The sequence below is a fragment of the Peptoniphilus lacrimalis DSM 7455 genome, assembly GCF_000378725.1.
GTDB classification, from domain to species: Bacteria; Bacillota; Clostridia; order Tissierellales; family Peptoniphilaceae; genus Peptoniphilus_A; species Peptoniphilus_A lacrimalis.
On the sequence record NZ_KB900369.1, the window covers coordinates 19,616 to 44,009 of the forward strand.

General features: G+C 30.4%; 20 protein-coding genes. 19 read left to right on the forward strand and 1 reads right to left on the reverse strand.

Going from position 1 to position 24,394, the window contains the following annotated elements; genetic code table 11:
• The first annotated feature begins 2 nt into the window (after nucleotides 1-2).
• On the forward strand, nucleotides 3-1,256 hold the full coding sequence (locus F594_RS0102965; protein WP_019034497.1) for an FprA family A-type flavoprotein: 1,254 nt from the start codon (nucleotides 3-5) through the stop codon (nucleotides 1,254-1,256).
• A 419-nt stretch (nucleotides 1,257-1,675) separates the two neighbouring features.
• Here F594_RS0102965 and F594_RS0102970 read toward each other — a convergent pair whose 3' ends face one another.
• The gene (locus tag F594_RS0102970) at nucleotides 1,676-7,399 is read right to left on the reverse strand and encodes an S-layer homology domain-containing protein (RefSeq protein WP_019034498.1); all 5,724 of its coding nucleotides are present in this window, start codon (nucleotides 7,397-7,399) and stop codon (nucleotides 1,676-1,678) included.
• Between the two features lie 305 nt (nucleotides 7,400-7,704).
• Between F594_RS0102970 and prfB the strand changes: the two genes are divergently transcribed.
• The 18 genes from prfB (at nucleotide 7,705) to F594_RS0103060 (ending at nucleotide 24,393) form a co-directional block, all read left to right on the forward strand.
• Complete coding sequence (gene prfB / locus F594_RS0102975) at nucleotides 7,705-8,817, forward strand: peptide chain release factor 2 (protein WP_019034499.1); 1,113 nt, start codon at nucleotides 7,705-7,707, stop codon at nucleotides 8,815-8,817.
• Nucleotides 8,818-8,820: 3 nt separating this feature from the next.
• Nucleotides 8,821-9,522, forward strand: a complete 702-nt coding sequence (pyrF, locus tag F594_RS0102980) for an orotidine-5'-phosphate decarboxylase (RefSeq protein ID WP_019034500.1) — start codon at nucleotides 8,821-8,823, stop codon at nucleotides 9,520-9,522.
• A gap of 2 nt (nucleotides 9,523-9,524) precedes the next feature.
• On the forward strand, nucleotides 9,525-10,151 hold the full coding sequence (pyrE, locus tag F594_RS0102985) for an orotate phosphoribosyltransferase (RefSeq protein ID WP_019034501.1): 627 nt from the start codon (nucleotides 9,525-9,527) through the stop codon (nucleotides 10,149-10,151).
• Between the two features lie 301 nt (nucleotides 10,152-10,452).
• On the forward strand, nucleotides 10,453-11,286 hold the full coding sequence (locus F594_RS0102990) for an energy-coupling factor transporter ATPase (protein WP_019034502.1): 834 nt from the start codon (nucleotides 10,453-10,455) through the stop codon (nucleotides 11,284-11,286).
• Nucleotides 11,274-12,137 (forward strand): energy-coupling factor transporter ATPase, encoded by an 864-nt coding sequence (locus tag F594_RS0102995; RefSeq protein ID WP_009346361.1) that lies wholly within the window; start codon nucleotides 11,274-11,276, stop codon nucleotides 12,135-12,137. The genes F594_RS0102990 and F594_RS0102995 overlap by 13 nt, the downstream gene beginning before the upstream one ends.
• Nucleotides 12,130-12,927, forward strand: a complete 798-nt coding sequence (locus F594_RS0103000) for an energy-coupling factor transporter transmembrane component T family protein (protein WP_019034503.1) — start codon at nucleotides 12,130-12,132, stop codon at nucleotides 12,925-12,927. Before F594_RS0102995 ends, F594_RS0103000 begins: the two co-directional genes overlap by 8 nt.
• Nucleotides 12,924-13,655 carry a tRNA pseudouridine(38-40) synthase TruA gene (gene truA, locus F594_RS0103005; protein WP_009346366.1) on the forward strand — a complete coding sequence of 244 codons (732 nt, stop codon included), beginning with the start codon at nucleotides 12,924-12,926 and terminating at the stop codon, nucleotides 13,653-13,655. The genes F594_RS0103000 and truA overlap by 4 nt, the downstream gene beginning before the upstream one ends.
• Nucleotides 13,656-13,735: 80 nt before the next feature.
• Entirely contained in the window at nucleotides 13,736-14,680 is a 945-nt protein-coding gene (locus tag F594_RS0103010) for an aromatic acid exporter family protein (protein ID WP_019034504.1), read from the forward strand.
• Between the two features lie 242 nt (nucleotides 14,681-14,922).
• On the forward strand, nucleotides 14,923-16,320 hold the full coding sequence (locus F594_RS0103015; protein ID WP_019034505.1) for an alanine/glycine:cation symporter family protein: 1,398 nt from the start codon (nucleotides 14,923-14,925) through the stop codon (nucleotides 16,318-16,320).
• A gap of 108 nt (nucleotides 16,321-16,428) precedes the next feature.
• Nucleotides 16,429-17,823, forward strand: coding sequence for an alanine/glycine:cation symporter family protein (locus F594_RS0103020; protein ID WP_019034506.1), 1,395 nt, complete (start codon nucleotides 16,429-16,431; stop codon nucleotides 17,821-17,823).
• Between the two features lie 106 nt (nucleotides 17,824-17,929).
• Nucleotides 17,930-18,313, forward strand: coding sequence for an Asp23/Gls24 family envelope stress response protein (locus F594_RS0103025; RefSeq protein ID WP_009346385.1), 384 nt, complete (start codon nucleotides 17,930-17,932; stop codon nucleotides 18,311-18,313).
• 4 nt (nucleotides 18,314-18,317) lie between these two features.
• Nucleotides 18,318-18,737: a transcription antitermination factor NusB gene (nusB, locus tag F594_RS0103030; RefSeq protein ID WP_019034507.1), complete on the forward strand. Its 420-nt coding sequence runs from the start codon at nucleotides 18,318-18,320 to the stop codon at nucleotides 18,735-18,737.
• On the forward strand, nucleotides 18,718-20,322 hold the full coding sequence (xseA, locus tag F594_RS0103035) for an exodeoxyribonuclease VII large subunit (protein ID WP_019034508.1): 1,605 nt from the start codon (nucleotides 18,718-18,720) through the stop codon (nucleotides 20,320-20,322). The genes nusB and xseA overlap by 20 nt, the downstream gene beginning before the upstream one ends.
• Entirely contained in the window at nucleotides 20,306-20,512 is a 207-nt protein-coding gene (gene xseB, locus F594_RS0103040) for an exodeoxyribonuclease VII small subunit (RefSeq protein WP_009346367.1), read from the forward strand. The genes xseA and xseB overlap by 17 nt, the downstream gene beginning before the upstream one ends.
• A 1-nt stretch (nucleotide 20,513) precedes the next feature.
• Nucleotides 20,514-21,383, forward strand: coding sequence for a polyprenyl synthetase family protein (locus F594_RS0103045; protein ID WP_009346374.1), 870 nt, complete (start codon nucleotides 20,514-20,516; stop codon nucleotides 21,381-21,383).
• The gene (locus tag F594_RS0103050) at nucleotides 21,383-22,183 is read left to right on the forward strand and encodes a TlyA family RNA methyltransferase (protein WP_019034509.1); all 801 of its coding nucleotides are present in this window, start codon (nucleotides 21,383-21,385) and stop codon (nucleotides 22,181-22,183) included. Before F594_RS0103045 ends, F594_RS0103050 begins: the two co-directional genes overlap by 1 nt.
• 9 nt (nucleotides 22,184-22,192) lie before the next feature.
• Nucleotides 22,193-23,860, forward strand: a complete 1,668-nt coding sequence (gene recN, locus F594_RS0103055; protein ID WP_019034510.1) for a DNA repair protein RecN — start codon at nucleotides 22,193-22,195, stop codon at nucleotides 23,858-23,860.
• Nucleotides 23,860-24,393, forward strand: a complete 534-nt coding sequence (locus tag F594_RS0103060; RefSeq protein WP_019034511.1) for an NUDIX hydrolase — start codon at nucleotides 23,860-23,862, stop codon at nucleotides 24,391-24,393. Before recN ends, F594_RS0103060 begins: the two co-directional genes overlap by 1 nt.
• Nucleotide 24,394: the final 1 nt, after the last annotated feature.

Consider the following 24,394-nt stretch of genomic DNA (forward strand, 5'->3'; position numbering starts at 1 on the left):
TTATGTTTACTGTAAGAAAAGTTGTAGATGATTTATATTATGTAGGCGGAAGCGACAGAAGACTTGAACTTTTTGAAAATTTATTCCCGATTCCTAGAGGAATTGCTTATAATTCCTACCTATTGTTAGACGAAAAAACAGTGCTTTTAGATGCAGTTGACTGGTCTATAGCACGTCAATATATCGATAATGTTGTAAGAGTATTAGATGGTCGTCCACTAGATTATCTAGTAATACACCATATGGAACCTGACCACTGCGGAACTATTGATGAAATGATTTTAAGATATCCTAATCTAAAGATTATCTCTTCTGAACAAGGTTTCCAAATTATGAGACAAATCGGTTACCACGTAAAGGAAGAAAATTGTATAGTTGTTGAAGAAGGCGACACAATTTCCTTTGGTAGACACGAATTGTTCTTTATAGAAGCACCTATGGTTCACTGGCCAGAAGTAATTATGTCACTTGATACAACAAACGGAGTGTTATTCTCAGCCGATGCTTTTGGTTCATTTGGAGCATTAGACGGACAAATATTTGCTGATGAAGTTGACTTTGAAAGAGATTGGCTTGATGACGCAAGAAGATATTTAACAAATATTGTTGGCAAATATGGTCCTTTCATAACAAATGTTTTGAAAAAAGCTGCAACTGTTGATATTAAAGTTATTTGTCCACTTCACGGTCTAGTATGGAGAAAAGATTTGGGATGGTTCATCAACAAATATGCAACATGGGCATCATATACTCCTGAAGTTGAAGGTGTACTAATCTGTTATGGTTCAATGTACGGAAATACTGAATTTGCTGCACAATCTTTAGCTACAGCACTTTGTGAAAAAGGAATGACTAATGTTAAGTGCTATGATGTTTCAAAAACTCACTATTCTTATTTAATAAGTGAAGCATTCAAATATTCTCATATTGTTTTGGCTAGTCCAACTTATAACTTGGGAATTTACCCTAACATGAAGAATTTTATAATGGATATGGCTGCCTTAAACTTACAAAATAGAACCGTTGGTATAATTGAAAATGGTTCTTGGGCTTGTACTGTTGGAGATAAACTTGAAGAATTCCTTGATGAAAATTGCAAGTTGATGGATGTTCTTCCAGAAAGAATTACTCTTAACACTTCATTAAATGCCGTTCAATTAAATGATATTGATACTATGGCTAATGCTATCTTAGAATCAATGAAAAATTTAAGAGAACTCCATGCAAAACTTGAACAAGGTAAAGGGGAAAAATAAAAAATAAGATTAATTTTTAATAGAAAAATTATAATTTAATGGTTATAGGTTAAGGTCAACATTTGATGTAAGCGTATTGGAAAAAACTTTTAAGAACACTCTATATATCTTTGGTGGTAACAATAGTCATCGCAAATCTTTCTATGTGATAATTATTATATGTAACTTAACCAAGATAAATTTGAAAAAAGAGAATTTTTTGCAAGGGTGATTTTCCATAAAAAGCTTAAAATTGATATGGTTCAAGATTTAAAAGAACTAGAATAAAAATATTTAAAAATTTTTGCTGATTTAAGTAAAGATGGAAATTTAGCTTTTGTTAAACCTTATCACAAACTATTAAAAATTTTAGTTTTGAATAAATAAAAATAAAGGGGGCTTATAAATTGAGCCTCCTTTATTTTTTAGCATATTAAATTTTACCTAAGCACTCTTTCGAATTTTTTTTGCTTGATTTCAAAATCATTAGTATCAATATTAAATGAGTTTTTGCTATCCTTATTCGCGTGTGCCTTTATAGCATTGCCTTGGTACAAGAAAGTATTGCTTGCACAAATAATATCAGCATAAGACCACATATTTTCATTGACATCTTTGAAGTTTATTAGGTTCTTACTATTCTTTGCAATGTAGTCCTTATCAACAAATCTTTTAAAGGCCTTGTTAGAAATAGATACAACTTCTTCTCTTGTTATAAATTTATCACCCTCATACTTAACCTTTCCTTCTTCATAAATCTCTAGCCAGCCTTCCTTGTATGCGGCTTCCACATCACTAATTGCCCAGTGTCCAGTCTTTAAATTCATATGGTTGCCATTTGAATTTCCAAGTTCTTGAAATCTCTTTAGAGTTGAAATCCATTCATTTCTTGTAATCTTATTTTGTGGTTTGAAATTTCCATCATTATAACCTGAAAATACTTTTGCTTGGCTTACAATTTTAATAGCTTTGGTGTACCAAGCTTCTCCAATGTCCTTATAAGAAATTTTGAAATCATTATGGTACTTGTAGCCATCTTCAATTAAGACATTTGCAAGTATTTGTGCAGCTTCTGCACGAGTAAGACCATCCTTAGGTCTAAAATTACCATTGAAACCTTGAATATATCCAACTTCTTTGAAATAAGAATTATCTGTAGGATTTTTTTCGACTTTATTTTGAAAATTTGCTTCTTTATTTACTTCTGCATATTTTTGATTATTAAAACTATCCGCAATAACAGAGTATTCAAAATTATTATCTTTATCAATCACAGGATAATTAGGATCATTATCTTTTGGAGTAAATTGAATTTCTGGTTCTAAATCTTCTGGATAATTTGGCTTGTCATCACCAGGAGTTAGTGGAAATTTAGGTTCTGAATCATCTGAGTCTTCAGGTTTTTGTCTATTTGAGGGATTTTGTTTATTATCATCTGATTCATTTGGCTTTGGTTTATCACTTGGCTTATCAGGTTGTTCCGGTAATTCTGGTTTTTCTTTTGTTCCTGGATTTTCTGGTTTATCCGGTGTATCTGGAATAGATGGAATATCTGGCACTATAGGTTTGTCCGGTGTAAGTGGATTTTCTATTTTATTTTTCTTTTTCGGCTTTTGGTCATCAAACTGAGCAGTAATATTTGTGTCTTTTGTAAATTTATGACGTTTATTAAAATCAAAATCTTCACCAGCTTGGCTATCACTTAACCACTTAACTAATTTAGGTTCTTCTTCGCTATTATTTATGCCAATTTCAGGAATATTAACCCAAGCATTTGGATTTACATAGTAAATTTTACTATCTTTATTATTTGCCTTTCCCGTTGGATCAACTGTAACTTTTACATAGTTGATATTATTTAGGTCATTTTTTTCAGCCTCAGTTAAAAATAATGGCTTTTCTCCTGATGTATTTGCTTCATAAATATTTTTGTATACCTTAATTGGTATTTCAAGTACTTTTTTATCTTCGCTAGTACCAAATTGCACCAATGCCCTAATCTTTACTGTACGGACAAGTTCATCCTTATCAGATGTATTTTTTTCGCTGCAGAGGTTAAAAAGTTTTTCATCAGTTAAGCTAGTTCCATTTTCATCTACAAACTCTAAATTTGCAATAGTTCCACTATCTTTTCCTGACCAAGTAACAAGACTCATAATATCAGAAATTTTCGGTGCAAAGCTATTAGTCCATTTACTATTAGGATCCATAAAGGATTCTGTTGTAGTTAAACTATTTGCATCAATTTCAGACCAATCAAATTTTGCAGTAAATGTATAATTTTTATCAATTGGTGTATTCTTGTCTAATAGGGGAGAGTCCCATTTGATAAATTCTCTTCCAAGGTCTGGTCTTATATGGTGCTTATCAGATATATCTTCACCATCTTTTAATAAGTCAGGCACTGATAATAGACCAAATTTAAGACCCTTTATAACGTCGTAATTAATTTCCTTAATTTCTTTACCTTGAACATCCTTACCGAAACAACCTCCATCAGAAGCCTTAAATGTTACTCTTACATATCCATCTGGTACAGGGTCATTAGGATTTTGACATTCAATTACACGAGCATCTTGGTAGTAGAAGTTGATTTCATCGGAACCACTTCCGTTAATACCTAAGAGTTTATTTGTATTTTCGTCAATATCATAAAAAAGTTCTTTCTGTGGCTTTTCATCCTTTGCCAAAACCCAACCTGGTATAGGTCTGTAATTTCTGACATCAAAATCACGGCATGGACTAATAACTTTTTCTTGTCCAATGATGCTATTTTCTCTAATAAGCCTTCCTTTTTGACTAGGTTCTGTAGCTGTTTCAATATCTTTTTTTGCCCTTACATCAACATAATTAACCTTATATTTACGTGTCTTATATCTTCTGTAGAAAAATTTAAAAATATTATTTTCAAATTTTGGATTTTTACTTGATATGCCAGTTTTTTGATCAACAATATTTTCAGGTTCTACACGGAAAGTTTGGAAGTAGGTGTTGTTGAATTTAACCCTATCGTTATAATCCTTGTATTCCTTGTAAATATCAGAATTGCTATGTTGCTTAAACTCTTCATCAGTTGCTAAAATCCATTCTTCGTTTTGTTGGTCACCTATTGTTGCTGCTAAATAGTTGACACGCTTGTTTTCAAGCTCTTCCTCTAAAGGATTCCTCAAAATAGACTTATCAAGATTAAAATCTTCATCTAAGAAATAATGTTTAATCTTCACATCAACGGTGTCAGTTGGCAGCCAAATGGCTCTTAAATAAATTGGACTTACAACATCATTTCCAAAGGCATAGAGTTCAGGAGCTCCTGAAATATTACGGTATTTTTTGCTGTAATCTTTGTCCAAAACATCAGTATAATTACCGTCATTATCTTTTTTATAACGGATAAGTTCCCAACCTCGAAATTCATATCCCTTTCGTCTTGGCTTTTCTGGCAATCTTAATTTTTGATGTTGGACTACTGTAAATACTTCTTTGTCGCCATCTTTTTCTCCACCTAAGGGATAAGTTACTTCTTTTTCCTGTCCAATATCTCCTTCTACAATTGTTTTTTTCTCAAGGCTTAGATTATCAGTGTCGATATTTGGTAAGGTACCACCATTAGCATCAAAGGTAACTTTCCATTTGTAATCAGGTTCGCCCCATTGAGCATATAAGACTAAATTTCTCGCTGGCATGGTTTCATTGTTTTTCCATATAAGCTTTTGTCCTTTAGTATCCAATGCCCAACCTTTAAATTCCCATTGCTCAGGGATTCCTTTTGGTTTTTCAGGCTTATGAACTTTATCGAGATTCAATTTCTTTAGAGGGTATTGGTAGTAAACCTTAATTTTATCCTTATCTTTATAGGCTGCATCATCCTTTTCTTTTGATGGGTCATTGTTAAGTTTTATTTCATACTTATTTCTTGAGTATTCAAAGGCTATATAACCATTTTCATCGAAATCTTCACTTTCGTCACCACTATCACCGTTTTCATCATCCTCTAGGTCCTCAATAGGCTTCTTTGGATCTTCCTTATCATCTTCATTTAGCGAGTTTATTTTAGGAAAGGCCCACATAAAATACATCTTGCCCTTTTGTCTTTTCTTACCATTGAATCTGTAGTAAACCTTAGGAAATGGCGTTTTTTCATTTCTTTCTTCATTCTTGTCATCTTGCAGGTCAGGTTCATCGAATCTTTCAGCTTTCTTTTTCCCCTTGCCCCTAAAACCTTGAAGGTCTGGCGGTGTAAAATCATAATCGCTATTATTTGTATCAGACTTTACCATATAGAGGTCATAGTCATAGTTTTGTTGACCTTCTTCAAAACCGTCCAGCAAAAAGTCAACGTGAATTGGAAAAACTTGATAATGTTGGTCAATGCCAAAGGCTATATCAAAGGGACCAGCTTTTTTTGCAGGCACTCCTTGACCCATAGGAATTTCCTTTGCTAATCCATTTTTACTAAGATCTGGGTAATCCACAAATTCGTTGGCAGTAAGCCTATAAGGAGGGGTATCACGATAGTTTCGTTTATTTACATCTTGCAAGATAGACCATCCTAAAGAGTTGTAGCCATCTTTAAAACCACTGACTTCCAAGATATCATTGGGCCACATGCCCACAAGGCTTTGGTTAAAGCGAGCCTTAAAGTGATAAGGAGCTCCCGGTTTTCCCAGCACTTCTCCATTTCTTGTAAGTGTCGGATAAAAACTGTCCTGAAATGAACCTTTAGTAAACCAAAGATTGTAGACCTGCCTGTCATAGTAGATGTTATAAACAGTTTCTCCTGTAGCAGACACTTCCTTTACAAGGCTAGGATTCTTTAAATCGGCATTCTCTTTATTGGTAAGTTCTTTATTGTAGACAAAAAACTTATTAAGGTAGGGGATTTCCATTTTTTCTGTGTTTTTCGGATCATTGACCTTTACTTTTTCTCCGTCGTAAATCTTTTTTAATCTAGCACTATCCAAATCTGTAAACTCTACGCCTTTTACAGGTTCTTTTTCGAGTTCTGGACGCATACCTACTAACTGATCCTTATATACATGGGTTCCCACAAAGTCATACCTATCCAAAAGCTTAGCATTTTTTGGGTAATCCGACTTTTCTGCCCAAAATAAAACAGTATAGTCTGCTTGTTTTTTTCTTTCCCAAACTGCAATAAAGGTTACTTTTTCAGCAGGCATCTCTAAATTGAGGTCTAGATTTAAACTTGGATTACCCGATGAATCCTTTATAATTTCATCTTTTTTGAAAATAGTATCTACGCCATTTATATTTCTCTTTAAATCAACAGAAGGCTTCCATCCTTTGAGAATCATTCCAGCCTTAGTTGGAATATCCCCATCAGCAATCTTTGGAATTTTTTGTTCGTAATATAGGTTTCTTGCAGGTATTGGTGTACCATCACCACAGTCGAACACAAGATCAAAGTATGCACGATTGTAACGATACTCCAGTTCAAAATCGTCTGTATCTTCAGGAACTTGTGTCATAATAAAGTCTGTCTCTGGTTCAAATCCAATTGTATGTTCCTTATCCAAAGGTTGAACCCTCATTATAGAACCTGTGTCACCAGTTTGTTCTCCTATAAAATAATTTTCTTTACCATCTTTGTCTCCATATTTATTAAAATCTTTTAATTGTTGGAATAAATGCTTAACTTTAACTTTTGCTTTTTTAGCCTTGTATTCAAAGTCTTGTTCCGCTTGGTGATTATTCACATCATCTTTTTTTATTGTGGTTCCTTTTTCTGCTTTACTTTTTATTTCATCATAACTAATTGAAAATGTATCTTGCGGTTTTATATAACCTTTAAGATCAGGTAGTTTAATTTCTTTATTTACCTTAGCCTTATCTTCTTCGCTTATATCTGCACCAACACTTGCAACATAAGGCTGGTAATTTTTCTTATATTTATCGTCCTTTTGTACCTTATAATTTGTGCGAAATGTGTAAATGTCAGGTTGACCTTTTTCTATTAATAAGTCTGCTGCCTTTTGATTATCCTTAAGTTTATAAGGTGTAACAGCTAAAGTATTAATAGGATCACTTTTATTTGATAGTAGAATTAAATCTGCACTATATGCAAAAGCTTGCAAGGGAATAGTTAAAACCATAAATGCTGATAGTAAAAGTGTTGCAGTTCTTTTTAAATAATTTTTCAAATTCAATTCATCTCCTTAAATATTTTATTGATATAAACAGTTCTATATACAAAATGTATAAGAAATTTTTTAAAGCAATATTATACAATAATTATTTTATTTTAGAAACTATAAATTTAAAATTTTATTAAAATTTTATAAATTTTATTTTTACTTTAAAGCATTTAGTATTACTAAGTGTTTATTTTTATATTTTGTAATATAAAAATATTAAAAAAGCCTCTTTAAGTGTAGTTTTTACATATTCCTTAATTTTTATATTTTATATATTAAGTCCTTATATGTTATAATAAAAAAGATAAGGAGGATTTATGGAGCAAAATATTTATTTAGATAAAGAAAAACTTGAAAATGCAATTTCAAGCCTTGATGAACTTGCTTTATCTTTAGACGTAAATGGTTTAAGAGATAAAATTAAAGAACTTAATAAAAAACAAATGGAACAGAATTTTTGGGATGACAACGAAAAAGCCCAAATAATCATTAAAGAACTCAACTCTTACCAAAGAAAAGTTAATCCTTATGATGAAATTTCAGACCTTATAGAAGATGCCAATGATATTTTACTGCTTATGGAAATGGAAGATGATTATTCTTCTTATGATGAGTTTAAGAAGTTAATTTTAAATATAGAGAAAAAAGTTTCTGAATATAAATTAGAAACCCTATTAAATGGTGAATTTGATGAAAATGATGCAATTTTATCTATTCATGCGGGTGCTGGTGGCACTGAAGCTCAAGACTGGGCATCAATGCTTTTAAGAATGTATGTAAGATATGCTACTAACAAGGGATTTAAGGTAGAAACTTTAGATATTTTAAAAGAAGATGAGGCGGGAATAAAATCAGTTACTTTAAAAATATCAGGTGAACATGCCTATGGTTTTTTAAAGGGAGAAAAAGGAGTTCACAGACTTGTAAGGATTTCTCCTTTTGATGCAAATAAAAGACGACATACTTCATTTTCATCTGTAGATGTATTCCCAGATATTGATGGCGATATTGATATAGAAATAAAGGATGAGGACTTAAAGATTGATACTTATAGATCAAGTGGTGCAGGTGGTCAACACGTTAACACAACTGATTCTGCTGTAAGGATCACTCATATTCCTACAGGTATAGTTGTTCAATGTCAAAATGAAAGAAGTCAAATTCAAAATAGAGAAAGAGCTATGCAAACTTTAAAGGCTAAGCTTCTTGCCTTGGCTGAAGAAGAAAGAAAAGAAAAAATTGATGACCTTCAAGGTAACTATTCACAGATTGCTTGGGGTTCTCAAATAAGGTCTTATGTTTTTCAACCATACACTCTTGTTAAAGACCACAGAACTAATTGTGAAGTTGGAGATGTTAATAAAGTTATGGACGGGGACTTAGATCCCTTTATTAATGCTTATCTGCAATCTAATGCTACTAAGGAGTAAAAATTGAAAGATTTAATAATTGCTATGGATTTTCCATCCAAAGAAAAAGCTGATGAATTCCTTGTTAATTTTAAAGGACAAAAATTATTTTTAAAAATTGGTATGGAACTTTTTTATAAGGAAGGTCCTCAAATAGTTAAAGAATATAAGAAATTAGGTCATAAAATTTTCTTGGATTTAAAATTACACGATATACCAAATACAGTTAAATCAGCTACTAAATCTCTTATTGATCTAGATGTAGATATGATTAATTTTCATATTTCAGGTGGATTCAATATGTTAAAAGAAGCAAATGAGGTAATTATAAATTCAAATAAAAATATTATTGCCTTGGGAGTTACTATGCTCACTTCTAATGATGAAAATATTATGCATAAGGAAATAAAAATTGACAATAATTTATCTTTAAACGATGTAATTTTATCTTATGCTAATTTAGCGAAAAATGCAGGTTTACAAGGTATTGTTTGCTCAGCTTTAGAAGTTCCAAAAATTAAGGAAAATTTGGGAGATAATTTTGTAACAGTTACACCAGGAATAAGAGCCAAGTCTTCTCAAAGTGATGATCAAAAAAGGGTAGTGAGTCCAAGTGATGCAAGAAATTTGGGAAGTGATTATATAGTTGTCGGTAGACCTATCACTAAGTCAGAAAATCCTTTAGATGCTTATAGAAAAATAAAAAAAGAATTTTTAGGAGAGTAAAATTGAAAGAAATAGCTAAAATACTTCTAGATATAAATGCCGTAACTTTAAGCCCACAAAAGCCATATACCTGGGCTAGTGGAATAAAAAGTCCGATCTATTGTGACAACAGGTTAATTTTTTCTTATCCTAAAGAAAGAACTATTGTTGAGAATTCATTAGTTGAACTAATTAGAGAAAAATTTCCTCAAACTGAATATATCATGGGTACAGCAAGTGCTGGTATAGGTCATGCTGCTATTGTCAGTGATATAATGAAATTACCCATGGGATATGTAAGATCTAAAGGAAAGGACCACGGTAAGAAAAATCAAATTGAGGGTAAGATAGTTAAGGGAGCAAAAACTCTCGTTATTGAGGATTTATTTTCTACGGGTAAGTCTTCAATAGATGCGGCTTTAGCCTTAAAAGAAAGTGGATTTGATGTTATAGGAATTGTTTCAATTTTCACCTATAATTTAAAATCCTGCCAGGAAAATTTTCAAAATTATGATTTGAAAAAGTCTTCTCTTACTGATTACGATGAGTTATTATCTATTGCACTTGAAAGAGCATATATAAAGGAAGAAGATTTAAAGAAATTACAAAAATTTAAAATCAATCCAAGCGATCCATCCTGGATGTATTAAGTGTTAAAAAAGAAATTATTAAATATTATAATTGTAAAATTTTTAATAGTGATTTCTTTAATAAAGATTCAGCACAATAGCTAGAGAATTACCGGGTAAATATCTTAAAAGAAATTATGCCGGTAATTTTTTCTTGCGAGTGTATTGGTATTGATTAAGCCAGGGAGGCAAGGGACTATCCCTACAGACTTTATATAGATAATCCTTATGTTTCTAAAAATTGTAAACAAAATTTTAAAATATGTAGATAATTAATAACTTTTATTTTATAATAAGACCCAGAGTATAGAAAGGAACAAACATGATAGAAATTAAGGACTTGTATTTCTCTTATGAGAATGAGGGAGAAAATAAAAATCCAAGAAATGTAATAAATGGTGTTAATCTTAATATAAAAGAGGGAGAATTTGTTGCCTTATTAGGACATAACGGCTCAGGAAAATCTACTTTAGCTAAACTTATTAATGCACTTTTTATTCCTAAAAAAGGTCAAGTGCTTGTAGATGGTTTTGATACAAAAGATGATAAATCTGTATGGGATATCAGGTCTAGAGCTGGAATGGTATTTCAAAACCCCGATAATCAATTAGTTGCAACTGTAGTTGAAGATGATGTCGCTTTTGGACCAGAAAATTTGGGAATTGAATCTTCTGAAATAAGAAAAAGAGTAGACAAGGCACTAGAATCAGTCAATATGGAAGATTTCAAAAAAAATTCACCTCACTTGCTTTCGGGTGGTCAAAAACAAAGAGTAGCAATTGCTGGAATTTTGGCAATGAGTCCCACTTATATAATTTTAGACGAACCTACAGCCATGCTTGACCCAAGTGGCAGAAAAGAAGTTATGGACACAGTCTTAAAGTTAAATAAAGAGCAGGGAAAAACTATAATTTTAATCACTCACTATATGGATGAAGCAGCTATGGCAGATAGGTTGATTATTATGGAAGAGGGAAGCATAATTCTTCAAGGCAAGCCTAGAGAAGTATTTTCTCATGTAGATGAGATTAAAAATATTGGTCTTGATGTGCCACAGGTCACTGAATTGGCTTTTGATTTAAAAAAGCAAGGATTTAATATTAGAAATGATGTTTTAACAGTAGAGGAGTTAGTGGAACAAGTATGTCATTTATAGAAGTTAGAAATTTACAACATTTATATTCACCTAATACTCCTTTTGAAAAGCTAGCAATTGATGATATAAATCTTGATATAGAATTAGGGGAGTTTATAGGCTTAATCGGTCATACAGGTTCAGGTAAATCTACTTTTATTCAACATCTCAATGGTTTATTAATGCCCTCAAGAGGTTCTATTAAAGTTGATGATATAACTATTACAAGTAAATCTCAAAATCTTACTGATTTGAGGAGAAAAATTGGATTAGTTTTTCAATATCCTGAATATCAACTTTTTGAAGAAACGGTAGTTAAAGATATTGAATTTGGTCCTCGAAATTTGGGACTTGATGATGCTGAGATTGACAAAAGAGTAAGGAAAGCTATGAATTCCGTTGGTCTAGATTATGAAAAATATAAAAATAGATCACCTTTTGAGCTTTCAGGAGGTTTAAAAAGAAGAGTAGCTATAGCCGGAGTTCTTTCTATGCAACCAAAGGTATTGATTTTAGACGAACCAACAGCAGGTCTTGACCCTAGAGGACGTGATGAAATTTTAGAGGAAATTAAGAATATTCATGCCCAAGGAAATATAACTATTATTTTAGTATCTCATTCTATGGAAGATGTGGCAAAAATTGCAACAAGATTAATAGTTATGGACAAGGGACATGTTTTGATGGATGATGTGCCTAGAAAAATTTTCACACGAGAAGAAGAGTTAAAAAAAGCTGGATTGGGAATACCTCAAATAACCTCATTTATGAGATCTCTTAAAAGAAAGGGACTTGACGTAAATACTGATTGCATAACCGTTGAAGAAGCTAATATTGCTTTAGTAGAATATTTAAGGAGTAAAGATGTTTAAAGATATAACAATAGGACAATATTTTCCAGGAGAAAGTATAGTTCACAGATTTGACCCTAGATTAAAAATCATTACAATGATTTTCTTTATAATTTCATTATTTTTTATAAATACATTTATTCCTTATATATTTGTTGCTATATATTTATTCATAATTATAAAAATTGGAAATTTGCCTTTAAAAGTAGTATTAAAGGGTTTAAAACCATTGAGATGGATTTTATTAATTACTTTTGTTATTAATATATTCTTTTTACCTGGCGAACCCTTATTTAAATTAGGTTTTCTAACAATATCTAAGGAAGGCTTAAAAACAGCTTGTTTAATGGCAATAAGGCTTATGTTTTTGGTATTGGGTACAAGTTTACTAACTTATACAACTTCTCCAATTGAACTTACAGACGGTATAGAAGCCCTCTTAAAACCAATGAAGAAGATAGGTGTGCCAAGTCATGAAATTGCAATGATGATGACAATTGCTCTTAGATTTATACCAACTCTAATTGAAGAAACTGACAAGATTATGAAGGCTCAAATGGCAAGAGGAGCAGATTTTGAGTCTGGAAATATTATAAAGAGATCTAAAAATTTAGTTCCTTTACTTGTGCCTTTATTTGTAAATTCTTTCAGGCGTGCAGATGAACTTGCAACAGCCATGGAAGCAAGATGTTACAGAGGTGGAGTAGGAAGAACTAAAATGAAAGTTTTAGTTTTAGAAAAATATGATTATGCAATTTTCTTAGGGAATATTGTGTTTTTCCTAATTTTAATTCTTGCAGCAAGATTATGAATATATTAATAAAAGTTACCTATGATGGAACTAATTATCATGGTTACCAAATACAAAATAAATTGAAAACCATAGAAGGTGAACTTTCTAAAGCTATAAATGACACCTTAAAAAAGGAAACAAAAATTTATTCTGCAGGTAGGACTGATAGGGGAGTTCATGCCCTAGGTCAATACGTCAATTTTTATACTGACACGACAATTGATCTTGGAAACTTACCAAGAGTAATAAATTTTCACCTGCCTGATGATATATCTGTAATATCTGCCAAAGAAGTTCCCTTTGATTTTCACGCAAGATTTTCTGCTAGAGAAAAAATCTACAGGTATGTGGTTTATAATAATAAATACAGAAATGCAATATATCACAATAGAGCTTATCAATATCCATTCTCTTTAGACTTATCTTTGATGAATGAATCTTTTAAGTATTTAATAGGTCAAAAAGATTTTAAGTCTTTCATGGGCAGGGATGCGATTGTTAAGGATACAATAAGAACTATATACTCTATAAAAGTAAAAAAAGACAATAAGTTTATTTATTTTGATTTTCAAGGTAAATCTTTTTTAAAAAATATGATAAGGATAATAATGGGGACTGCCATTGAAATTGGCAGGGGTAAAAAAGATCCAATTTTCATGAAAGAAGTTCTAGAGAAACAAAATAGAAAATATGCAGGTCCAACAGCTCCATCCTGCGGACTATACCTAATGAATATATTATACTAATATCCTAAAATTAAATTTTGAAGATAATTTTAGGATATTTTTTTTTAATTTAGGATATATTTATAGTAAGGAGTGGATTTATGAATAAGATAGTGCTTATCAGAACTTTAAAAACTGCCTTTGCAGCATTATTTTCAATTATCTTGGCACAAGAAATAGGACTTGAATATTCAGCAGCTGCTGGAATTATTGCCATATTAAATGTTTTTGCGACTAGAAAAGAAACCCTTATAGGTGGTTTAAAAAGAACTTTATCTGCCGCAATTGCATTAACAATCTCTGCTATATGTTTTGAAGTTTTTGCTTATAATACGTGGGTATTTGCCTTATATTTATTACTTTTCGTACCAGTTTCATTTTTGTTGAAATTAGAACTTGGCATAGGTCCGTCAAGTGTTCTTGTTACACATTTATTAGCACATGGACATATAGATGCTCAAATAATAACGAATGAAATTGCTCTTATGGTTATAGGGACTTCATTTGCTATTTTAACAAATATATATGCACCAAGTGAAAGAAAAAGGTTAAACAAACTTATTAAAGATATTGATGACCAAATGAAATTTATTTTAAATTTATTTGGAAGAGTATTAACAGAAGAGTTAAATATTAGATTTTATGACCAGCATTTTCAAAGATTAAAATTAGATATAGAAGAGGCTATAAAAATAGCAAGCATAGAAAGAGATAATATAGTAATTGGATCCTTGGAGATTTTATTAAAGTTAAAGCTCAGAAATGATCAAGCTTTTATCTTGTCAGATATGTATAATAATATTTTAGACATCCCACCTGAATTTAAGGAGGGAAATATAATGAGCCATGTGCTTAAAACTACATCTATCCAATTAACAGAATCTGATGCAATAAAAGAGATTAGAAAAAATATTAAATCAATAAAGGAAAATATGGAAAATTTATCTTTTTCTGAAGATTATGATACTCTAATTATTAGAAGTGCTTTAATGCAGATTATAAAGGATTTAGACAGATTTACAGAGATTTCAAAGGATATTTTTTAAGTATATTAGCCAATGTTATTTAAATAACTTGGCTTTTTTTAAAAATATCTTTTATTATTATTTTAATTATGCTATAATAATTGAAGATAGGACATATTATCTCGCTTTGTTAGATAAAATATAATAAAGTAAAGTAAATGTTTAATTTTCACTCAATATTATTACTCGATAACATTATTAAATTTTTAATTTTATAAAAAATTTTGTTAGTGTAATAATTGCATAATTAGGGGGTGCAATTAATGTTAGAGAAACTTAATGGCTTTGTAAATGGAATTGTATGGGGATGGCCTATGCTGATTCTCTTAGTTGGATGTGGAATAATATTATCTTTTAGGTTGCGTTTTATTCAACTGAGAAAATTCAATTTCACAATGAAAAATACAATGTTTAAGGTATTTAGGAAGGATACAAGTGCAAAAAAAGGAGAGCTCACTGCATTTCAAGCAGTATCAACTGCCTTAGCAGCAACTGTTGGAACAGGAAACATAGCTGGTGTAGCCTTAGCTATTGCAACTGGAGGCCCAGGAGCTGTATTTTGGATGTGGATATCTGCATTTTTTGGAATGTGTACTAAATTTGCAGAAGTAATCTTAGCCGTTACCTATAGAGAAAAACACTCTAACGGAGAATATTCTGGCGGACCTATGTATTACATTAAAAATGGTCTGAAAATGAATTGGCTTGCTATATTATTTGCTTTTTTTGGTGCATTTGCTTCCTTTGGTATAGGAAACATGACACAAGCAAATGCAATTTCTCAAGCTATGTCTACAACATTTCATATTGATACCAAGATTACAGGTATTATTCTTGTAATATTAACAGGAATTGTTGTTATTGGTGGTATCAAAAGGATAGCACTTGTCACTGAAAGATTAGTTCCTTTCATGTCTATTTTTTACATTATTGGTGGTTTAATAATTTTAATACTTGAAGCTAACAAAGTGCCTTCAGCAATTTGTCTTATTTTTAATTCTGCTTTTAATCCAAAGGCTGCTTTTGGTGGGGCAGTAGGTACTTCACTTAAACTGACAATGAAGATGGGTATTGCTAGAGGTGTATTTACAAATGAAGCTGGTCTAGGTTCTGCACCAATTGCTCATGCGGCTTCAAACACAGACCATCCAGTTAGACAAGGATTGTGGGGAATATTTGAAGTATTTACCGATACAATTTTAGTATGTTCAATAACAGCTTTAACGATAATGACATCAGGGCTTTGGAACAGTGGTCTTGAAGGAGCAGATTTAACTGCTGCTGCATTTGAAAGTGGTTTTACAGGTGGAAGATATATTGTTTCTATCGGTTTGTTGTTATTTGCTTTTTCAACAATTTTAGGTTGGGCATATTATGGAGAGAAGTGTTTTACATTTTTAGTTGGTTCTAAAATAGGTAAGTACTATAAATATTTATATGTGCCGACTTGTTATTTAGGAGCTACTGGAAGTTTACAATTATTGTGGAATATTTCAGATACTTTAAATGGTCTTATGGCTATTCCAAACTTGGTAGGACTAATTTTATTATCTAAGGTAGTAGTTATATTAACTAAAGATTTCTTTAAAAATCCGGATTATATTCGCAATAATCCAAGTGAATATCTTGATATATTGCCTGAAAAATATAAAACATCATAGACTTATAAAAGCCTTAAAAAATATCCATTTTTTTAAGTGGATATTTTTTATGGGCAAATTTTTAAAATTACAATTGGAAAATATAAAATAATAAAGGGAGATTAGAAGATGCTAGACACTATTAATAGTTTTTTAAGCAGCATAGTATGGGGTTGGCCCATGATCATACTTTTAGTGGGTTGTGGAGTATTTCTCACTATAAAATTGAATTTTATTCAAATAAGAAAGTTTAATTTTACAATGAAAAATACTTTGCTAAAAGTATTTGTTAAGGATAATAATAAAAAAGAGGGAGATATAACTGCTTTTCAAGCAGTATCAACTGCCTTAGCGGCAACTGTTGGAACTGGAAATATTTCTGGAGTTTCACTTGCTATAGCTACTGGAGGTCCAGGTGCTATTTTTTGGATGTGGTTTTCTGCAATATTCGGCATGTGCACTAAATTTTCAGAAGTAGTTTTAGCAGTTACTTACAGGGAAGTTAATTCTAAGGGTCAATATTCTGGTGGACCCATGTATTATATTAAAAATGGTCTAAAAAATAAGTGGCTTGCCTGTGCTTTTGCTTTATTTGCAGCTTGCACGTCCTTTGGTACTGGAAATATGACTCAATCTAATGCAATTTCTCAAACTTTGCATACAACTTTTAATGTAAATGAAAAATTAACTGGTATTGTCTTGGTTTTGATTATAGGAATTGTTGTTATAGGTGGTATTCAAAGAATTTCTCAAGTTACTGAAAAACTCGTACCCTTCATGTCACTGTTTTATATTTTAGGTGGAATTATTATTTTAATTATAGAAGCTGATAAAATTCCTGCTGCCTTTTCCTTAATTTTTAGGTCTGCTTTTTCACCAAAAGCTGCTTTTGGTGGGGCAGTTGGTGTTGGTTTAAAAGAAACTGTAAAAATGGGAATTGCAAGGGGACTTTTCACAAATGAAGCAGGGCTGGGTTCAGCTCCAATAGCTCACGCAGCATCAAATACTGACCATCCGGCAAGGCAAGGATTATGGGGAATTTTTGAAGTTTTTACAGTAACAATTGTTGTTTGTTCAATTACTGCTTTAACAATTATTGTTTCAGGACTTTGGGATAGTGGACTTCAAGGTGTAGATTTGACAGCAGCCGCCTTTGAAAGTGGATTTACAGGTGGGAAATATATTGTTTCAATTGGTCTTGTTTTATTTGCTTTTTCAACAATTTTAGGTTGGGCTTTTTATGGAGAGAAATGTTTTTCATTTCTAGTTGGAGAAAAAATTGGCAAATATTACAAATATGCTTATGTATTAACTTGTTATTTAGGAGCTACAGGAAGTCTTCAAATAATTTGGAATTTATCTGATACTCTAAATGGTTTGATGGCGCTACCAAACTTAATTGGATTAATAATGCTTTCAAAAGTTGTTTTACTTATGACAAAAGATTTCTTTAAAGATCCCTATTATATAAGAAAATCTCCAGAAGAATATTTAAACATTCTTCCAGAAAAATATAAATTTTAATATGAATTTTTTATACCCTCTTATGCAGGGTATTTTTTATTGAAAGGTCTAAAATTGATATTGATAAGCAAATTTGATATAATATAGAAAAAATGGAGGTGGGCTTATGGACAATAAATATCTAATTGATGAAAGCTCCGTTGAAGGAAATGTAAAGATTTCTGATCAAGTAATTGCAACAATAGCATCTGTTGCAGCCGAAAAAGTTGACGGTGTTGTTAAAATGCAATCAAATTTAAAATCACAAGTTTCTGATATTTTTTCTGCAAAAAACCTAAATAAAGGTGCCAAAGTTAATTTGGGAGAAAAAGAAGCTCTTGTTGATATATATGTGACCGTAGAATATGGTAAAAAAATTGTAGATATATGCAAGGAAGTTCAAAGAGTTGTTAAACAAGCGATTGAAAATATGACTGATCTTTCAGTTGTTGAAGTAAATGTTCATGTTTCAGGAATTGCTGTAGAAAAAGAGGAGAAATTAAGGGCGTAACATAATGGGAAGAAAAAACGCTAGAGTAGGGGCAATGCAGTTACTCTATTCAATGGAATTAAATAAGGATTTTTCACAAGAAAACATAGAAAAATTTTTTGAAAATTATGATTTTTCAGAAAGTGAACAAAGTTATATAAATAGTGTGATTTCTGAACTTGTCAATAATCTTGATTCTGTTGATAAGGTTTTGTCTGATAATTTACAGGGTTGGACTATACCAAGACTAGCTATAGTTGATAGGGAAATATTGAGAGTTGCCATATTTGAATTTTTATACAGAAAAGATATTCCAGTTGAGGTTTCCATAAACGAGGCTGTCGAAATTGCTAAAAAATATTCTTCGGAAGAATCGCCAAAGTTTGTAAATGGTATATTAGCTTCTATACTTAAAAACTTAAAAGATGAAAGCGATAAAAGTTAAGGAATTAAATTCCTACCTAAAAAAAATTGTATCTATGGATTTTCTTCTTTCAAATATTGCGGTGGAAGGGGAAATTTCTAATTTTAAGGCACATGAAAATGGCAATCTATATTTTTCATTAAAAGACGATTTTAGCCGTATAAATGCAATTATTTTCTATAAAAACGCTATAAATTTAGATTTTAAAATGGAAGATGGGTTAAAAATTATTGCTAAAGGGTCTGTAAATTATTATGAAAAAGATTCGCAGATAACCTTATATATTAGTGAAATTATTAGCCATTCATCAGGAAATTTATATGCTGAATTTGTAAGATTAAAGAAAAAACTTTCAAAGGAAGGACTTTTTGATCCAGGGCATAAACTTAAGATTCCAACTTTTCCTAAAACCATTGGGATAATTACATCAGCTTCTGGAGCTGCTGTTAAAGATATTGTAAATATGCTAAAAATGAGAAATAATTTAGCTAATATTATTATTTTTCCGTCTTTGGTTCAAGGTGATGATGCTCCTAGTGACTTAATAGAAGGTATTAAATATTTCAATGATAGAGAAGATATTGATTTAATAATTTTAGGAAGAGGGGGAGGCAGTTTTGAAGACCTCTTCTGTTTTAATGATGAAAACCTTGCAAAAGCTATTTATAATTCAAATATACCAATAATTTCTGCTGTGGGTCATGAAGTTGATTATTCTATTTCAGATTTTGTAGCTGATATGAGAGCAGCAACTCCTACAAAAGCCGCTGAACTTGCTATAATTAGTAAAAAAGAGCTTAGTGAAAATTTAAAAAGTAATTATGAACTTTTGAACAGTTCTCTTAATAAAATTATTTTTGATATGAGAGAAAAGCTTTCTAATTATGGGAATTTGCTGAGGATTTTTTGCCCCTTAAAGGATATATTGGTCAATAAAGATAATTTAAAAGATAGGTTTAATAGATTAAATATTTCGCTAAAATCTTCAGTTTTTAATAATCAGAAGATATTAGAATATGGAGTGAAATCCATAAAATCTTATGATTTTAAAATTGAAGAGAGAAAAGTTTACTTAGAAGATAAAAAATTGACCTTAGTTAGCGGTTTAAGTCAAAAAATAAATATTGAAACCAATAAACTTAATTATTACTATAAGCTACTTAACTATAATATGTTCCAACTTCTTAGGTCAAATTCTATAAGTTTGAAAAATTTTAAATATTATTTGAAAACTTATAAAGTAAGTGATGAGATTTTGAAAAAAAATTTATATTTACACGCTTTAGAATCACGACTTAAGGTTATGGATTTTAAAACAGACTTTAGATATAAGAAAGATTATCTATATAACAAAAAATATATTTTAAATAATCTCACTTTAAATATAATCAAAAATGAAAGAAATAAGTTAAATACTTTAATTTATAATTTAAACACCTTATACAATGATATTAATAAGGTTAAAGTTTATCTAAAAGATGGAAGTTTATTAAAAGACATAAGGCAGATTAATGAGGGAGATTTTTTAAATATTCATTTAAAAAATGGAGTAGCTAAGGCTCAAATTAAAGATATTGAGGGGAAAAATTATGCAAAGAGATTATGAAAGTTCATTAAAAGAACTTGAATCTATTATTAAAGATTTGGAATCTAAGGATATCAGTTTAGAAGAATCTATAAAAAAATATGAAAGAGGAATTGAACTATACAGATACTTAGATAATGTTCTTAAAGAATATGAAGGTAAGGTAAAAACCATAATTAAAGAGAATAAAGACGTATTAGAAGGCGATTGATATGAAAAATTTAGAAGAATTAAATACAATAATTGGAGAGCTTGATTCTTATTTAAGTAATACTTTTACTTATGTAGATGATTCATTGGCAAAAATTTACGAATCTATGAAATATTCTTTATTTTCTGGTGGTAAAAGGATTAGACCCCTTCTTTGTATGATTACTTATAATGAACTAGCTGAAAATCCAACTTTAGATAAGATTTTGCCCTTTGCAGCAACCCTTGAAATGATTCATACTTATTCTCTTATTCATGATGATCTACCAGCGATGGATGATGATGATTTGAGAAGAGATAAACCAACTAATCACAAAGTATATTCTGAGGCCGTGGCCATTTTAGCTGGTGACGGTCTTCTAAATATGTCTATGGAAGTTATAAGTAAGTACATGGAAAGTCTTGACGATATTGATGAATTAAAGAAGTGTATAAAAGCTTTAAAGTTTATTTATAATTCTTCCGGAGTTTTGGGTATGATTGGTGGGCAGCTGCTTGATATTGATTACTTAAATGAACAATACAATGAAGAACTTTGCGAGGATATGTATAGTTTAAAAACTGCAGCTCTTTTGAAAGCTTCAATTGTCACAGGGGCTATAATGGCAGGGTGTGATGGTGAAATTATAACTAAATTAAAGGAATTTGGTCAATATATTGGACTTGCATACCAGTATAAAGATGACCTATTAGATATGAATAAAGATTTAAAGAATGGACAAAAAACAATGCTTGATTTCTATTCTGCCGAAGAAATAGAAAATGAAATTAAATCTCTTACTAATAAAGGCCTTGAAAGCATAAAAGATATTGAATTTAAAGATGATATTTTAAAGGATTTTTGCCTTGCATTAATTAAGAGGGAATATTAATGTCAAAGATTAGAGCAGACCTATTAATTGTTGAAAAAGGGTTGGTTTCTTCAAGAGAAAAAGCTAAAAGAATCATTATGGAGGGCAAAGCTTTTGTAGGCACTAATAGGATTGATAAAGCAGGTCAACTTTTAGACCCTGATAGTAATATCCACATAAAAAAAGACTCAATTGAATTTGTTTCAAGAGGCGGATATAAATTGAAGAAAATGATTCAAAAGCACCATATAGATTTAAAAGATAAGATATGTATGGACATTGGTTCTTCTACGGGCGGTTTTACTGACTGTATGTTACAAAATGGAAGTAAAAAAGTATATGCAATTGATGTGGGATATAATCAACTCGATTATAAAATTAGGATTGATAAAAGAGTTGTAGTCATGGAAAGAACTAATATAAGATTTTTAGATAGAGAAAAAATCATGGATAATATTGATTTTATCTCCATAGACGTTTCTTTTATATCTTTAGAGCTCGTTCTTCCTAAAGCTGTGGAATTAGCTGGAGAAAAGTGTCAATTTGTAGCTCTAATAAAACCTCAATTTGAAGCAGGTAAAGACAAGGTTGGTAAGGGTGGAATAATAAGAGATTCTAAAGTTCATTTGCAAGTACTAGAAAAAATTTATGAATTTGTAAAATCTTTAAATTTAAGTATAAGGGATATATCTTATTCTCCTATTACTGGTACAGAAGGAAATATTGAGTTTTTAATTTATATGGACAATTATAGTGAAGACATTAAGAGTTTTGATTTAAAAGCTATTGTAAATGAAGCAAAGGTAAAACTTACGAAATAAAGGTGTTTTATGTTATTGGAATTAAATATTGAAAATTATGCAATAATTGAAGATATGAAGATAAATTTCCAAAAAGGTTTAAATGTTATTACTGGTGAAACAGGTAGTGGTAAATCCATAATTATTGATGCCTTAGGTATGGTTTTAGGAGGACGTGCAAATAAAGATGTAATAAAAGCTGGCAAAGATTTTTGCCATATTGAGGCAATATTTACTACATATGATAAAGATATAAAAGATCTGCTTGAAAGTATGGGTATTGAAGTTGATGATTATCTTATTATAACAAAAGACATAAGTAAAAATGGTCCAAGTATTACAAGGATAAATAACAGGGTTATAACAAGTTCTAATCTTTTAAAAATAATTCCAAAAATTATTGATGTTTTTGCTCAACATGAGTCAATATCTCTAATGAATCATGATAATCAAAGGAATTTATTAGATGATTTTTGTGACAATAAACACAAAGAGAATCTGCTATTATTAAAAAATCTTGTACATGAAATTAATGAAATAAAAAAAGATTACGAAAATAAGCTTGATTCTTCAACTAATAAAGATAGGGAAATTGACATTTTAAATTATCAGATAAATGAGATAAATGAGGCAAACTTAACTTCTTATGATGATAAAGAGCTTGAAGAAGATTATTTAAAACTAAATAATGTAACAAGTACTGCTGAAGCTCTATCAAAAACTATAAATATTTTAAAATCAAATTATGAGGGTTTTAATGTGGAAGATGGTTTAGACAGTGCTATCGGAGAAGTTAATTCTATACTGAAATATAATAACGAGCTTAAAGATGATTATGATGAGCTAGAAGATGTGAGGTTTAGATTAAAAGAATTAATTAATAGCATAGAATCTTACATGAATAATTTGAATTTTGACGGACAAAAATTACATGAGCTTGAAAGTAGACTTGACCTTGTAAACAGACTTAAAAGTAAATATGGTAAAAGTATAGATGAAATAGATATATTTCTTGAAAGTACCCAAAAAAGATTGGATTTTTTGTTAAATTCAGAAAAAAATTTAGAACAATTAAAAAAGATAATTCAAGAAAAGGAAGAAAAAGCCCTATATCTTGCACAAAATATATCACAAGAAAGAGGAAAGCTTGCTGAAGATTTAAGAAAAAAAATTTCTAATGAATTAGAGGAATTAAATATAAAAAATGCAAAATTTAAAGTTTCGTTAAGTCCAAAAAAATTATCATATGATGGAATTGATAATGTGGAATTTCTTATATCCTCTAACTTAGGAGAAGAATATAAGCCCATTTCTAAAATAGCTTCAGGCGGTGAAATGTCTAGAATTATGTTAGCATTCAAGTCCATTATTGCAAACAAGGACAATATAGAAACTTTGATATTTGATGAAATTGATACTGGTATAAGTGGTAAAACCGCTCAAATTGTTGGCAACAAAATAAAAAAACTTTCTAAAGATAGACAGGTTATTGTAATAAGCCATTTGCCACAAATAATATCATTAGCAAATTGTCATTTCTTAATAGAAAAAGAAATTAAAAATAAAAAGACAATATCAAAAATAAAAATGCTTAATCAAGATGAGAGAGTAATGGAACTTGCAAGATTAGTTGGGGGAATAAATATAACAGATGCTGCAATAAATGCAGCAAAAGAAATGTTAGGAGTGAAACATTGATGAGCCAGATTGAGCGTACTATGAGTTCCCAAAGTATTTACGAAGGTAGAATTCTTAATTTACGAGTTGACACAGTAGAAATGGAAGGGAAAAAATATACAAAAAGAGAGATTGTTGAACATGATCCTGCTGTTTGTATATTAGCTCTTACTGATGAGGGCAAAATCTTAATGGTAAGGCAATTTAGAAAGTCTGTAGACCAAGAACTTTTTGAGTTACCAGCCGGACTTGTTGAGGTTGATGAAGAACCTGTCAAGGCGGCTTTAAGAGAATTAGAAGAAGAAACTGGATACTATGCCAAAAAATGTGAATATATTGGTGAATTTTTTACATCTCCAGGATTTTGTAATGAAAAAATATATTTATTTTTAGCTGAAGATTTAGAAAAAAAAGAACAAAAATTAGATGATTTTGAAAATATTGCTGTAGAAGAAATTACTTTAGATGAGGCTTTAAAGCAAATTAAATTTGGAGATATTGTCGATGCTAAGACGATAATTGGTTTATTGTTGTACAAAAATTTAAGAGGTTAAT